The organism is Stenotrophomonas sp. Steno-Z10-BAI, assembly GCF_056393115.1.
On the sequence record NZ_JBWJOZ010000012.1, the window covers coordinates 1 to 14,460 of the forward strand.

The window sequence follows — 14,460 nt, forward strand, 5'->3', positions numbered from 1 at the left end:
CTTTGGGACTCTGACGAGTCACCCTAAATTTCGCAGAAGGTTGGCCGATGTTGTTGTACAGACCTATCCGGAGCAGCTTTGCTGCCCTGGATGTGTAGCGCTGGTGCGCGCAGATGCGCCGGCCCCACCAAAGTGGCTGACTGGACGCTGTCGCGATGGCGCGTGCCGGACAGAAGTACTGTGCAGCGCCGAAGTGAGGCGTCGACCGCGATTTACTTGCTCAGCGCATGAACAAAAATGCGACCGCCCGCTTAGGGATCACCACACTTCGACGTAGCAAGCTGCCCGGCGCATATCTGCTACCGGGCAGCTCGTCCCTACTATTTGTTACAGCGCAATCCGCGCAACGGACTCTTCACTACCCTTCGGCTCGCTGTCACCGTTCTTGACGGTCACGTACAGCACGTTCTTCTTGGCATCCAGCGCCAGGCTGTTCGGGTGCGTCGGCACCGCGTACGTAGCCACCTGCTTGTAGGTGTCGCTGTTGTACGCGGTCACGGTGCCGCCATCGCGGTTGGTCACGTACAGGCGCTTGCGCGGCGCATCCAGCAGGATGCCCAGCGGGCCGGCATCGGTCGGGATGCTGGCCAGTTCCTTGCCGGTGGTACGGTCCAGCACCAGCACGCGCTGCCCCGGGTGCTTCGATTCGAAGCCCGAGCTGCTGGCCTGGTACTTGCGGATCATCTCCGAGCCCTGGTCGGTCACGAGCAGGCGCTTGCCGGCGGGATCCAGCGCGATGTTCATCGGCTGCTCGGCACTGACCTTGAAGCGCTGCTCGACCTTGCCGCTGTCGGTACCGACGGTGACGACCTCGGCCAACAGGTTGGAGGTGTATACACGCTTGGCCTTGGCATCCAGCGCCAGACCCGGTGCCTTGGCATTGCCCAAGCCCGGAATGGTGTTGATGACCTTCAGCGACTGCGTATCCACCACGAACAGCACGCTGCCCTCACCCGAATGACCGGTGACGTACAGGCGGTTGTTGGCGCCATCCACGACCAGCTCGCGCAGATCGTGGGTGTAGGCCGCCTTGCCATCCTTGCCGACCTTCTTTTCCATCAGTTGCACGATGCCGACCGACTTGTTGGTAGCGGTGTCGACCACGGTGACCGAGGTATCGACGGTGTTGCCGACGTACAGACGGTTGTTGGCATCGTCCAGCACCACGCCGAACGCCTTGCGCTCCAGCGGGATGGCGGTTTCGACGGCCAGGGTTTCCGGATTCAGGCGCAGCACCTGGGACGGACCGGCGGCGTCGCCGAAGCCGCCCGAGGAGGCGACGAACACGGCGTTCTGCTTGGGGCTGAAGGCCAGCTCGTAGAGGCCCTGGGCGACGGCTTTGCGCTGGACGGCGGCGGTGCTGGCGGATGCTGTCGTCTGGTCAGCGGCGAACGCGGACGGCGCGCCAAGACTCAGGGAAATGGCGAAGGCCAGAGCGGCCGAGCGGATTACGGAATTGCGGTACATGCGAGCTTCCTTGAAGGGGCACGGGAGGGTGTCCTGGCTCGCTGGGCCGTACGTGTGACGGCCGGCCCCGCATCTGTCTGCGCTGGGTGGGCTGGCTGGGTTAGGGGGATGGTAGCAGGTGGTTCTTGCCGACACGTGCATGGCCACCGACAGGATTACTACTCCTTCCGCCGCCGCAGTTCATTCACACCCATCTGGGCGGGCACTTCTGGGCGGCGCTGACGCGGCGGAACGCATAGTCCTTGCGGTCGTTCTGCAAAATTAAGACGCTCCGGGGCGCGCGCGTATCACAGGCGTAGGGGATCAACAGAGCATGGTCTACTTGCGAAAGATTGTTCTGTTTGCCCCAACCAGCAGCGCCGCTTATACAAGATCGCTTCGGCGGTTGATGGTGCACAGCGGTTTACCGCATAGTCGAATTGAAGGGCAGGTAGAGGTTTGCAATCCCGAGCAAGATGGCTTGCTGAATATGTGGAGCGGTAAGCGGTAAGCAGTAAGCAGTAAGCAGTAAGCAGTAAATCAGAGGCTGGCAGGATGCTTTACCAGTCCGAGTGAAAACGTTAAGGCACCCATGCAGCCGTGCGACTGACTACCTTGCCGATCGGTCCGGCCACAGTTCGATCCGCCAGTTCTCCAGGAGCCCTTCGACATCCATTCCAAGTTCAGCAAAAGCTACAAAACGTTTCATTCTCTCAGGTGGCTGCTGGAAGAAGCCTGCCACACAATCCAAGGAGGCTTATTCCGGCTGGCTCCTCACGCCACCTAATAGTGGCGGCGAAGGTGGATAGATCCAATCGCCGCGTGCTGAGCTGTACAGACACGCAACTCAGGTAGTCTACGTGCCCGACGCTAAACCTCGGGCACACTTCGCCACTTTGCGAAGATTCTTTCATGTAGGAGATTCGGCGTGAGAAGCGTGATGACTTAGCAAAATCGAGACGGCCCCTTTCATATGAACGTCAAAACTAGCTTGCCGTGTCTTTGAGCCCCGCCCGCGCGAGAACAGCCTTTCTGATAGAAACGAAATGGTGCGACGTACATCACTGTTCGTTACCCCAGGGTCATTGATGGCTGCTCGACACAGGTGCAGAATCTCCACACTGCTTCGTGAAGAGGAGATGGCGGATCTCAGCGATCTCCTTTCAGCCAGCAAGGACACTGCAGCACTCCTAACCTTTGAATCTCGAAAGCGCAAAAAGATTGTTAGCCCTGCAATCAGGCTGATCAAAAACATGGCGGACCCAATCGCTACAACCTCTTGAGAGTCCATTTCTTCAAGTACTCCCGTCAGTCGGACAAGCCATAGCAAGCCTAAACCGGGCAGTGTCATCAAAATCATCACTATCAAGCCAGCCGCGCCAGCCAGCAAGATCGTCCACCAGTCGCCCCGAATGGCTGGAACAAGATCAGTGATTTTGATCCTCCTTGGCAAGGAAAGATGCTCCAGCCTAATAAACAGCGTGGCGAAGTTTATGATGAGTATACAAATAATCCCGAGAATGGATAACTTTACCGCTGATGGCAGCCCCCGTGAAACAGGCTGAGCCAATGCCGCAATGCCAAACATCATCGGCATAATGTTAGTGGTCAGCAACCATATCCTGGTGGATCGTTCAAGCGCTCTCTCAAAGGTGGCCACCGGATTAAGTGAAGATATAAGTCTAACGGTAATTAGAACCGGCATAGACCAGAATTCAGCATAGAAGCGCTGACGTATCACCGCCTTCGCACGCACTAAGCACGCCGATATGTCGTACGCTGGAGGGAGCTGGCTAGCGATCGCCTCCCATTTTAAAAGCTCAAATTTCCGAGGTGATGTAATAATTTTGCTCGAGACACGCCCCCTAATCCATCCGGCCAGCTCGGCACTGGGATTGGCAGCAAACTGACACGAGGATACAGCCTCCTCTTGAAGCAGTGAAACACCTGACTGACGAACAAAGTCAAGGCGCCTTGAATGACCCGCCGAGGAACCAGCGCCACCAAGTTTGATAATCATCAGACGGTCGAATGCATCTCCCTTTGCCCACAAAGGCCCAAAGAAAGCTTCAACCTTGTCTTCCGCAATCCCCCATGCGCCTGATGGATTGAACCTTTTGACGTCGACCATCAACTGGAGAAGATGCATGAGAGTCCGATCATCCCACGCGTATGTCCGTACAGTGAAACCTGAGACCTTCTCTTCAAATAGTCTTACTGATGCACAGCAAGCCCCTAAAATTCTAGCTGATTCATCTATTAACCATTGCTGAGACTGAGCTGGGGTCGATTGCAGCATTGCAACCAGATATTCACGCCACCTCGGATTACATAAAAGCTCTCTGGCGTCTACCGCATCCGGATTTTCTGAAAGGTACTTTGCAAATATTGCCTCATGATACCTCCGATGAGAGAAAGCGAATCTCCTCTCCGAACGGGATGCCGATGCTACGTCCATTCTACCAATCTTGACGTATGTCAAGGATTCCACTACATGCTCAATACCGTCTGGAAATAAGCCCAAACGACTCGCATGGTTGGCGAGCTCTTCAACCGTGGGCGCCAAGCCTATATCTGGCGCCATTGCAAAGATTCTCGCAACTTCTGCCGCTGATGCCCTAACTTGAGTGGGTGAAAGACCCCACTTCTTTCTAACAAACTCTGAATCGCGAGATGAGAGTGCCTCAACGTGACGATATAGAAGCTCGTGCTCGTTCTTAGGAGGCGCATTATTGTCCCTGACAAATCTGCAGAGGAGCGTTAGGAACAGTGGGTTTCGATAGGTTGAGCTTGGAGAGGAAGACAATGCCCTTACAGCAATCCCCTTCTGGTCCTTATCAAGAAAAGTGCGATTTACAAGTTCCTCCTGAAGGCTCTCGTTAAGGGGCAAAATTTTGAGCTTTGGCCATGCAAGGAGCTTAGGGCTCTTGTACTCCCTTGATGCGAGCACGCCCCTGCAAGATCCAAGCCCATCCATAAATTGCTGAATAGCTCGTCCATAGCGATCTATCTGGGTGTCTTCATTAGCCGCGTGGAGGACTTCTGGAATCTCGTCAAATGAGTCAAAAAGAAAAAACCAACCGCCTTTCTTATTGAAATCAGACCAGTTCGATTGAACATACTCAGCCGTGTCCGCATCCCCCCGCCTGACATTATCAATCACAAACTTTCTGATCGCAGAGCTATCCACCGCCCCCTCTCCACCCAATTCGCGCAGATTTATGTAAAGCGGTATCGGTGCGTATTTCCTTTTTGATTTCTTGGTTCTTTCTATCATCTGAACAGCTAGATGACGCAAGGCCACGCTCTTGCCCGCACCTGGATCTCCAGTTAGAAGGAGGCACCTTTCAGTACTGCCATCAATCGCGCCGATTAGCGAGGGCTCTTTTCGTTGCGCGAAAGAGCGACGCCGGCGAATTCGATCGAATACTGTCGCGTAGTATCCGCCCTCAACTTGAACCTCTGCCTCAAGGTCAGTGAAGTTCTGGTCGTTCCATGCCTCTGCCTTTCCTATGCCAGCGAGGTCAGAGCCAAGAACGGATAGAAATTGCTTTCTTCGCTCAATGTGCTCCCTATGCCTAGCACCGCCACGCACCAGCTCCATACCATGCGAAAGAGCGCTCTTCAGTAGTTCCACAAACTTCAGCGCCGACTCCGCAACCCTCACTATCGTATGCAGCAATAGAATGATGAAACCGATAATTAGCATAAACATCAGGTATCCGTTCTCCGATGTTGCAGAACGAGCCTGTTCAAACAACGAAGCGAGATCCTTTAGCTCCATAACATATCCTTGTTTTATGACCCACAAAAACGAGGCCCGACTTACGCCGGGCCCCTTCCACTTAACTTTTTAGTCCTATCAAACCCCGACCGGATTAGCCTTCTCAGGATCAATCTTGTACTGCTTGATCGCCCGGGCAACATCCTTACCCGTCATCTTCCCTTCCTTAGCCAGCGCCGCAATCGCGGCATGCGCGATGTAGTACCGGTCAACCTCGAAGAAGCGACGCAGGTTCGCACGGGTATCCGAACGACCAAAGCCATCCGTACCCAGCACCGTGTACGACATCGGCACGAACGCGCGGATCTGGTCCGCATACGCACGCACATAGTCGGTCGCGGCAATCGCCGGGCCCTGGCGGCCTTCCAGCAGCTCGGTCACGTAGGCCTTGCGCGGCTCGGCTTCCGGGTGGAAGCGGTTGTAGCGCTCGGCATCGAAACCGTCGCGGCGCAGCTCGTTGATGCTCGGGCAGCTCCAGATATCGGCGGTCACGCCGAAGTCCTTGTCCAGCAGCTCGGCGGCAGCAATGGCTTCACGCAGGATGGTGCCCGAACCCAGCAGCTGCACGCGCAGCTCGCCCTTCTTCGGCTTGCCGGCGTCGGTGAGCAGGTACATGCCCTTGACGATGCCGTCGGCCGCGCCTTCCGGCATTTCCGGGTGGGTGTAGTTTTCGTTCATCAGGGTGATGTAGTAGTACTCATCAATCTGATCTTCCATCATGGCCTTGGTGCCGTGCTGCAGGATCACCGTCACTTCGAAGCCGAAGGTCGGGTCGTAGCTGCGCACGTTCGGGATGCCACCGGCGACGATATGGCTGAAGCCATCTTCGTGCTGAAGGCCTTCGCCGTTCAGCGTGGTGCGGCCGGCGGTGCCGCCGAGCAGGAAGCCACGGGTACGCATGTCCGCGGCCTGCCAGGCGATGTCACCCACGCGCTGGAAGCCGAACATCGAGTAGTAGATGTAGAACGGCAGCATCGGCACGTTGCTGACCGAGTAGCTGGTACCGGCGGCCATCCAGGAGCTGATCGCGCCCGGCTCGCTGATGCCCTGCTGCAGCACCTGGCCGCTCTGGTCTTCGCGGTAGAACATCAGCTGGTCCGCATCGACCGGCTTGTACTTCTGGCCGAACGGGGCGTAGATGCCGATCTGGCGGAACAGGCCTTCCATGCCGAAGGTACGGGCTTCGTCGGCCACGATCGGTACGATGTGCGGGCCCAGTTCCTTGTCGCGCAGGGTGATGTTGAGGCTCTGCACGAAGGCCATGGTGGTGGAGTAGCTGCGCTCGCCGCTGCTCTTGAGCAGGCGCTCGTAGCTTTCCAGCTTCGGTGCGTTGAAGCTCTTGGTCGCCTTGCGGCGGCGCTGCGGCAGGTAGCCACCCAGGGCGGCACGGCGTTCCTGCAGGTACTTCACTTCCGGCGAATCCGGGCCCGGGTGGTAGAACGGCACCTGGCCATCGGCCAGCTGCGCATCCGTCACCGGAATGTTGAAGCGGTCGCGGAAGTGGCGGACGGCGTCGTCGTCCAGCTTCTTGGTCTGGTGGGTCGGGTTCAGTGCTTCACCCGCGCTGCCCATGCCGTAGCCCTTGACCGTCTTGGCCAGGATCACGGTCGGCATGCCCTTGGTGTTCACGGCCTGGTGGTAGGCGGCGTACACCTTGTGCGGATCGTGGCCACCACGGTTGAGGCGCCAGATATCGTCGTCGGACAGGCCGGCGACCATCGCAGCGGTTTCCGGGTACTTGCCGAAGAAATGCTCGCGGGTATACGCGCCACCGAAGGCCTTGCAGTTCTGGTATTCGCCGTCGACGGTTTCCATCATCAGCTTGCGCAGGACGCCATTGGTGTCCTTGGCCAGCAGGGCATCCCAGTAACCGCCCCACAGCAGCTTGATGACATTCCAGCCGCCGCCACGGAAGACGCCTTCCAGTTCCTGGATGATCTTGCCGTTGCCACGCACCGGGCCGTCCAGGCGCTGCAGGTTGCAGTTGACCACGAAGATCAGGTTGTCCAGGCCTTCGCGGCCGGCCAGCGCGATCGCGCCGAGGGTTTCCGGCTCATCGCTCTCGCCGTCGCCGATGAAGCACCACACCTTGCGGTCGGACTTTTCGATCAGGCCACGGTTTTCAAGGTAACGCAGGAACTGCGCCTGGTAGATCGCGGCGAGCGGGCCCAGGCCCATCGACACGGTCGGGGTCTGCCAGTAATCGGGCATCAGCCACGGATGCGGGTAGCTGGAGAGGCCACCGCCGTCGACTTCCATGCGGAACTTATCCAGCTGGGCTTCGTCGATGCGGCCTTCCAGGAAGGAACGCGCATAGATGCCCGGGGCGCTGTGGCCCTGGATGAAGAGCAGGTCGCCCGGGTGGTCTTCGCTCGGGGCGCGCCAGAAGTGGTTGAAGCCCACGTCATACAGCGTGGCGCCGGAGGCGAAGGAGGCGATGTGGCCGCCCAGGTCGCCCGGCTTGCGGTTGGCGCGCACGACGGTGGCCATCGCGTTCCAGCGGATGATGGAACGAATGCGCCATTCCAGTTCGGCGTTGCCCGGGCTCTTGGCCTCCAGGGTCGGCGCGATGGTGTTCACGTACTCGGTGGTGGGAGAGAACGGCAGGTAAGCACCCGAACGACGGGTCAGTTCCACCATGCCTTCCAACAGCTGATGCGCGCGCTCGGGGCCCTCGACATCAATTACGGCCTTCAGCGACTCGATCCATTCCTGGGTTTCCACAGGATTCGGGTCGTTGTTCAGCACCTCGTTCAACCAGTTCATTTGCGCTCCCATGACCGCACGCACGCGCGCGACTGTTTTAGATTTCTAGCCGCAAAGTGTAGCGCACCAAGGGGTTTGCTTACTTCGCTACGGTTGCGTATGGAACCATCCCGGCGTGTCCGGAAGGACAGCAGGCGACAGCGCGAGGGCCGCGCCGGAAGGTTCCCGCTGCATTTCAGCCTGCCCGGCGGCGATGACACCGGCGCGTCAGCAGGACACCGATGGACAGCGCAGCCGCTGCGGCGCAGGCGATTGGCGCGGAACGTGCGCGAAACGACGGCGTTGGAGCGCCCATCGGCGTGGATCATCGGTGCCGTTGGGAGGTGACAACCGGGTGCAGTGTTCCACCACAAGCACGCACCGTCACAGGAGGAATTGACCTGAACGCATTCCTCCCATGCGTGCGCGAGCGCTGGTCGAAACGGAGTTTTCGATATATCGTTCCGCCACTGCATTCGATATATCGAAATGACCTCTCCGCGCGACCTCGACCGCCCTGCCCGCCCGCTGACCGCCCGGCCCCTCAGCCGCGGCGACCTGCGCCTGCTGGTGCTGTCCCTGCTCGCCGACCAGCCGCGCCACGGCTATGAGCTGATCCAGCTGATCAGTGACATGTTCGTGCGGGTCTACACGCCCAGCGCCGGCTCGATCTACCCGGTGCTGGCGCAGTTCGAGGCGGCCGGCTGGGTCGGCGCGGTCGAGGACGGCGGGCGCAAGCGGTACGCGCTCAGCGCGCTGGGCCTGGCCGAGCTGGAGGCGCAACGCGATGAGGTCGATGCCGCGGTACATCGGGTGCGCGACAGCGCGCGCACGATCACCAAGGCCAACCTGCCGCCGCCCGTGCGCGATGCGCTGCGCGAGCTCAAGCACGCGCTGGGCCTGTGCCACGGCCGCTGGCAGGACGACAACGCCGCGGCCGTCGCCGAGGCGCTGCGCGAGGCCGCCGCGCACATCCGTGCGCAGGGCCGCTGACCTCCTTCTTCGTTTCAGACCCAGCCAGCCACCGCCCGCCAGGTCCTTCTTTCTCAACGCCGCGCTGCGGCACTGATCCAGGTATTCCCATGGCTCTGCATGAAAACCGACTGCTCCGTCATACCGTGAAGTTCCGCCCGCTGCAGGTGCTGCGCACCGAAGAGATCAGCCCGTGCATGCGCCGGGTGATCGTCGGGGGCGAGGCGCTGGAAGGCTTCGATTCGCCCTCGCCGGACGACCACGTCAAGCTGTTCTTCCCCAACGCCGAGGGCCAGTTCGTGGTCCCGACGATGACCCCGGAAGGCCCGCGCTACCCGGAAGGCCAGACGCCCTCCCCCTCGCGCGATTACACCCCCCGCTGGTGGGACCTGGAGACCCACGAGCTGGCGCTGGATTTCGTCATGCACGGCGACGGCCTGGCCTCGACCTGGGCCGCCAACGCGCAGCCGGGCGATGCGATCGCCGTGGGCGGCCCGCGTGGCTCGCACATGACCGCCGATGACTTCGACACCTACGTGCTGATCGGCGATGAAACCGCGCTGCCGGCGATCGGCCGCTGGCTGGAGACGCTGCCGGACGGCGCGAATGCCGATGTCTACATCGAGATCCCCGAATCCGGCGATCGCCAGGAGCTGCCGGAGGACGACCGCATCCGCATCTCGTGGCTGGAGCGCAACGGCTTCGACGCCGCCAGCAGCACCCTGCTGGAGGACGTGCTGACCGATTTCGAGGAACCGGACGGCGACACCTTCTATTGGATCGCCGCCGAATCGCGCCGGGCCCGGATGATGCGCAAGTACATCGAGGGTCACCTGGGTGTGCCGAAGGACTGGATCCGCTCCACCGGCTACTGGAAGGCGCACGGCAGCGAACACCACGACGACTGAGCCCGCGACGGGCACCGGCCGCGAATGCGACAATCGCGTTTTGTGCCGGTGCCTTTCATGCAAGCCTCTCCTCTTTCGGCACTGACCGACCTGATCGACCGCGCCGAGCGGGCCGATCCCGCGCTGGATGCCGCCCTGGCGGCGCTGGCGCCTTCCGTGGGCGAGCACATCGCCCCGCTGCGCACCGCCCTGGTGCCATTGGCCCGTGCGCAGGCCGCGCTGGTGCAGGCGAACATCGATATCGACCTGGTCGCCGATGAGCTGCGCCGTTACCAGAAGTACGCGATGCCCGGTAAGCCGAGCCTGCAGATCGTGCAGCTGCGCAAGCAGCAGGCCTCGGTGAAGCAGGCCGCGCTGCTGGCCCGCCAGGCGTTCGCGCAGGCCACCCATGCGTTCCTGCGTGAGAGCGGCTTGACCGCGCCGGCGCGGCGCACGCCGACCGATTTCACCACGCTGTGGCTGGGCAAGGTGAGCGCGCAGGTGGCGGCGGGTTGATCAGGTACGGTAGTGCCGGCCGCTGGCCGGCTCGCCCTATAAAGAAAGCCCGCCAATTGGCGGGCTTTCTGCCTTCTCACGACGAGTGAGGAGAAACTCAGGCAGCCGGCTTCTCGCCAGTGGCCTCGGTGGTGATGCGGATGTTCACTTCATCGCTGACGTTCGGGGCGTACGCGCCGACGCCGAAGTCGCTGCGCTTGATGGTGGTGGTGGCATCGAAGCCCGCCGCCGGCACCTTGGCCATCGGGTGCTCGCCGCCGCCATTGATGGTGACATCCAGGGTCACCGGCTTGGTGATGTCCTTGATGGTCAGATCGCCGGTCACGGTCAGCTTGTTGGTGCCGTTGGCCTCAACCTTGGTGCTCTTGAAGGTGGCGGCCGGGAACTTGGCGGCGTCGAAGAAATCGGCGCTCTTCAGGTGCTCGTCGAACTTGGCGGTGAAGCTGTTCAGGCCGGTCAGCGGCAGCTTCACTTCCACGGTGGACTTGGTCACGTCAGCGGCGTCATACACCAGGGTGCCTTCGGCGCTGCCGAAATGCGCGGTCGGGTGCGAGAAGCCGAAGTGGCTCCACTGGACCAGCACGTCGGTGTGGGTCGGGTCGAGCTTGTAGGTGCCCGAGGCGATCTGGATGGCCTCGGCGGCCGGGGCGGCAGCCGCGGCGTCCGCAGCCGGGGCGGCGGTTTCGGTGGCGGCCGGCGCGTCAGCAGCCGGGGCAGCGGCTTCGTCGGCCGGCTTGGAGCAGGCGGCGATGGCCAGGGTCAGGGCGAGCGGCAGCAGCAGTTTGCGGGTCACGGTCATGTCAGGTCTCTCTCGTAATCGAAGGGAAAAGAAAAAAATTCATGCAGCCCATCCGCACGGACGGGCCACGATCCGGCGGTAACGCTTATGCGATGCGGGCGGCTTCGTCGAAGGACAGGCGAGGCAGCCGCGGGAACAGGCCCGAGGCGTCACCGTACCCCAGGTTGACGAGGAAATTCGACTTGATCGCGGTGCCCTTGAAGAAGGCTTCGTCGACCTTGGCGTTGTCGAAGCCGGACATCGGGCCGGCATCCAGACCCAGCGCGCGGGCGGCCAGGATCAGGTAGGCGCCCTGCAGGCTGCCATTGCGGAACGCGCCTTCGGTGCGGCCTTCACGCGGGCCGTCGAACCACGCCTTGGCATCGGTGTGCGGGAACAGGAACGGCAGCTTCTCGTGGAAGTCTTCGTCGAAGGCGACGATCACCGTGACCGGGGCGGCCAGGGTCTTGTCGTGGTTGCCTTCGGACAGGGCCGGGGCGAGCTTGGCCTTGGCTTCCGGGGATTTCACGAACACGAAGCGCGCCGGGCTGCCGTTGGCGGCAGTCGGGCCCCACTTCAGCAGCTCGTACAGCGCCTTGAGCTGGCTGTCCTCGACCGGCTTATCAAGGAAGGCGTTCTGGGTGCGGGCGGTACGGAACAACTGATCGAGCGCAGCATCGTCAAGGACGTGGGACATGAAGCCTCCGGAAACAAGGGGAATCGTTCGCGCATCGGCTACCGTGGCAGGGCGACCGCGCGATCGGCGAAGGCTGGCAGTGTAGAGTGTCGCGACAGTTGCAACACCCAGCCTGACTGAAACGAATTAATGCCATACGTGAAACGATGGAGTCCGCCCTGGACGATCACTGACGGCCGTGCCGGCAATGTGCGGCAGGCGGTGGCCCTGGCCACGGCATTGAAGCTGGGGGCGCATCGTCCGCTGGTGCTCACCCCGCGCGCGCCCTGGCGTTGGCTGGCCCCGCGCTGGTTGCCGGGTGCCGCCAAGGGCTACGGTGACGCCTTCGCAGCCCTGGCCGCCGACGCCCCTGAGCTGGCCGTCGGCTGTGGCCGCCAGGCGGCCGGCGCGCTGCGCGAACTGCGCCGCCGTGGCACCAAGGTCGTCCAGATCCTCGACCCTCGCCTCAGCCCGCGCCACTGGGACCTGCTGGTCGTGCCCGAACACGACCGGCTGCGCGGCAGCAACGTGCTCACCCTGCTCGGCAGCCTCAACCCGGTCAACGATGACTGGCTGGCCTGCGGCCGTGCGGCATTCGCCGCGTTCAGCGCCCTGCCCGGCCCACGCACCGCGCTGCTGGTCGGCGGACCGACCCCGCACGCGCCGTGGCACGAGCCGGACATGGTGCAGGTGTTCCAGCAGCTCGCTTCCCAACTGCGCGAGGAAGGCGGCAGCCTGCTGGCCACGACCTCGCGGCGTACCCCACCGGCCTTGGTCGGTGCGCTGCGCAGTGCGTTTGCCGAGGTGCCGAATGTGATCTGGGGCGATGGCGGCGATGGCGTGAACCCGTATGCCGGGCTGCTCGGCTGGGCCAACCGCGTGGTGGTCTCGCCGGATTCGGTGAACCTGCTCTCTGAAGCGTGCGCCACACGCATGCCGGTCGCCGTGGCCCTGGCCGGCCAGGCGCAAGGGCGACTCGCGCACTTCCAGCACGCGCTGCGCGAACGTGGCCGCTTGCAGGCGCGCTGGCTGGACTGGCAGACGCAGGGCCGCATCGAGCCGCTGCGCGAGACCACGCGCGTTGCTGATGAAGTACGCGCGCGGTTGGGGATTCAGGCCTGACGGCATCGCACAGCGTTATGATGCGACCGCGGCCGGTGCCGCCGGAGACTGTGTGACATGGACGTACCCTTCGCTGCACTGATCAAGCGCCTGCACCCCGTTCTGCTGTGTGGCGTATTGCTGGGCGCCGCGCTGACCGCGCAGGCCGAACCGCAGTGCACCGAACGCTATCCCACGCCGGCTGCATTGGCCTCCATGTTCGATGTGGCCTTGGCCACCACCGACGCATTGGACGCACTCGATGGCGTGGACGTGGTGCTGATCGCCCGCGGTGGTCAGGACCTGAGCAAGTACGGCCTGCGCCACAGTCATCTGGCCTTCCTGCTGCGCGAAGACGATGGGCAGTGGCGCGCGGTGCACCTGCTCAATCCGTGCAAGACCGCCGAGTCGCACTTGTTCCGCGAGGGCGTGGCCACCTTCATCGGCGAGACCTCCAGCCATACCGACCTGCGCATCGGCGTGCCGACCCCTGCGCTGCGCGATGCACTCAAGGCGATGCTCACCCAGCCGGCGATCCAGGCCAAGGCGCTGCATGAAGCACGCTACAGCGTGGTGGCGTATCCGTTCCGCACCGAGTACCAGAATTCCAACCAGTGGATCCTGGAAGTGCTGGGCGCGGCGATGGCGCAGGTGGAAGAGCGCACCCTGATCGTCAACCGTACCCAGGCACAGCAATGGCTGCAGCGACACATGTATACGCCCAGCACGCTGCACATCGGCGTGGCCAAGCGGCTCGGCGCGCGCTTCTTCGTGCCCAATGCCGCCGTTACCGACCACCCGGCCAGCGAGCGCATTTCCGGCAATTACTCGGTGGTGACGGTGGAGTCGATCTTTGATTTCCTGCAACTGCGCAGCAGCCTGCAGCAGGAACTGGCCGTGCCGCATGTACCGGTGAAAGGCATTACCGCCCCCAAACCGTGAGTCAGCGGCGGGCAGCACGCCAGCGCGCATACTGCGGGCCTATGTTGAGCCATCAGAAGGATCTTCGATGACACGAGTTTCGCGCAGCATCGTTACGCCGTTGTTGGCCATTGCCGTGTGCACTACCAGCCTGCCGGCGCCCGCGCAGGTGGTAGGCATCAATCATCCGGTGACCAGCAGCGTCATCGTCACCTCGGTGGTGAGCGTGGTGGTGGTGACCGCACCGGTGTGGCTGGTTTCGGCCGGCCTGAGCAAGGCCAGCGACGCTTCGGCCCGACGCAGCCGCGCGGCCAAGGACGCACGCGGCAAAGCCGGGCCGCTGCCGCCGCTCACCGTGGAGAAGGTGGAACGCACGCCCGAAGGCGGCATCGAAATGGCCCTGCAGAACCCGCAGGCACCGGACGAGCCGGCCGTGATTGCCTGGCCTGCGCGCGAGGACAACCCGGCAGCCGCGGTGGCGGTGGGCGACGTACTGGCGCTGACGCCCACCCAGGGCGGCGCCGGCTGGACCGTGACCACGGCCGAGGGCACGGCCTTGGCCTTCCTGCCCATCGATGCGGCGGCGGCGCAGCCGAGTGCACGTTGGTAACCCCTTGCTGTCCACCGTCCCGCG

General features: G+C 62.3%; 11 protein-coding genes. 6 read left to right on the plus strand and 5 right to left on the minus strand.

From position 1 onward, the window contains the following. Window positions 1-327: 327 nt before the first annotated feature. From AC06E9_RS19180 to aceE, 3 genes are all read right to left on the minus strand, one after another. Window positions 328-1,467 (minus strand): YncE family protein, encoded by a 1,140-nt coding sequence (locus AC06E9_RS19180; RefSeq protein WP_478056636.1) that lies wholly within the window; start codon window positions 1,465-1,467, stop codon window positions 328-330. 889 nt (window positions 1,468-2,356) lie between these two features. Beyond that, window positions 2,357-5,230 carry an NACHT domain-containing protein gene (locus AC06E9_RS19185; protein WP_478056637.1) on the minus strand — a complete coding sequence of 958 codons (2,874 nt, stop codon included), beginning with the start codon at window positions 5,228-5,230 and terminating at the stop codon, window positions 2,357-2,359. 78 nt (window positions 5,231-5,308) lie between these two features. Continuing rightward, window positions 5,309-7,996, minus strand: coding sequence for a pyruvate dehydrogenase (acetyl-transferring), homodimeric type (aceE, locus tag AC06E9_RS19190; RefSeq protein WP_088434592.1), 2,688 nt, complete (start codon window positions 7,994-7,996; stop codon window positions 5,309-5,311). A 468-nt stretch (window positions 7,997-8,464) separates the two neighbouring features. On the opposite strand from aceE, the gene AC06E9_RS19195 reads away from it, so the two are divergent. The 3 genes from AC06E9_RS19195 to AC06E9_RS19205 all read left to right on the plus strand — a co-directional run bounded on the left by AC06E9_RS19195 (window position 8,465) and on the right by AC06E9_RS19205 (window position 10,350). Next, window positions 8,465-8,968, plus strand: coding sequence for a PadR family transcriptional regulator (locus AC06E9_RS19195; RefSeq protein WP_478056638.1), 504 nt, complete (start codon window positions 8,465-8,467; stop codon window positions 8,966-8,968). 89 nt (window positions 8,969-9,057) lie between these two features. Next, window positions 9,058-9,855 carry a siderophore-interacting protein gene (locus AC06E9_RS19200; protein ID WP_478056639.1) on the plus strand — a complete coding sequence of 266 codons (798 nt, stop codon included), beginning with the start codon at window positions 9,058-9,060 and terminating at the stop codon, window positions 9,853-9,855. Window positions 9,856-9,912: 57 nt separating this feature from the next. Further along, window positions 9,913-10,350, plus strand: coding sequence for an efflux RND transporter periplasmic adaptor subunit (locus AC06E9_RS19205; protein ID WP_282260239.1), 438 nt, complete (start codon window positions 9,913-9,915; stop codon window positions 10,348-10,350). Window positions 10,351-10,447: 97 nt separating this feature from the next. On the opposite strand, the gene AC06E9_RS19210 is transcribed toward AC06E9_RS19205, so the two are convergent. Then, window positions 10,448-11,149, minus strand: a complete 702-nt coding sequence (locus tag AC06E9_RS19210) for a YceI family protein (RefSeq protein ID WP_121042323.1) — start codon at window positions 11,147-11,149, stop codon at window positions 10,448-10,450. 85 nt (window positions 11,150-11,234) lie between these two features. Beyond that, window positions 11,235-11,825, minus strand: a complete 591-nt coding sequence (locus AC06E9_RS19215) for a malonic semialdehyde reductase (RefSeq protein ID WP_176990511.1) — start codon at window positions 11,823-11,825, stop codon at window positions 11,235-11,237. A gap of 129 nt (window positions 11,826-11,954) precedes the next feature. On the opposite strand from AC06E9_RS19215, the gene AC06E9_RS19220 reads away from it, so the two are divergent. From AC06E9_RS19220 to AC06E9_RS19230, 3 genes are all read left to right on the plus strand, one after another. After that, entirely contained in the window at window positions 11,955-12,926 is a 972-nt protein-coding gene (locus tag AC06E9_RS19220) for a mitochondrial fission ELM1 family protein (protein ID WP_478056640.1), read from the plus strand. Between the two features lie 57 nt (window positions 12,927-12,983). Further along, a complete protein-coding gene (locus AC06E9_RS19225) occupies window positions 12,984-13,847 on the plus strand; it encodes a DUF2145 domain-containing protein (RefSeq protein WP_259261658.1) in 864 nt (287 codons plus the stop codon). A 67-nt stretch (window positions 13,848-13,914) separates the two neighbouring features. Next, complete coding sequence (locus AC06E9_RS19230) at window positions 13,915-14,436, plus strand: hypothetical protein (RefSeq protein ID WP_478056641.1); 522 nt, start codon at window positions 13,915-13,917, stop codon at window positions 14,434-14,436. Window positions 14,437-14,460 lie beyond the last annotated feature (24 nt).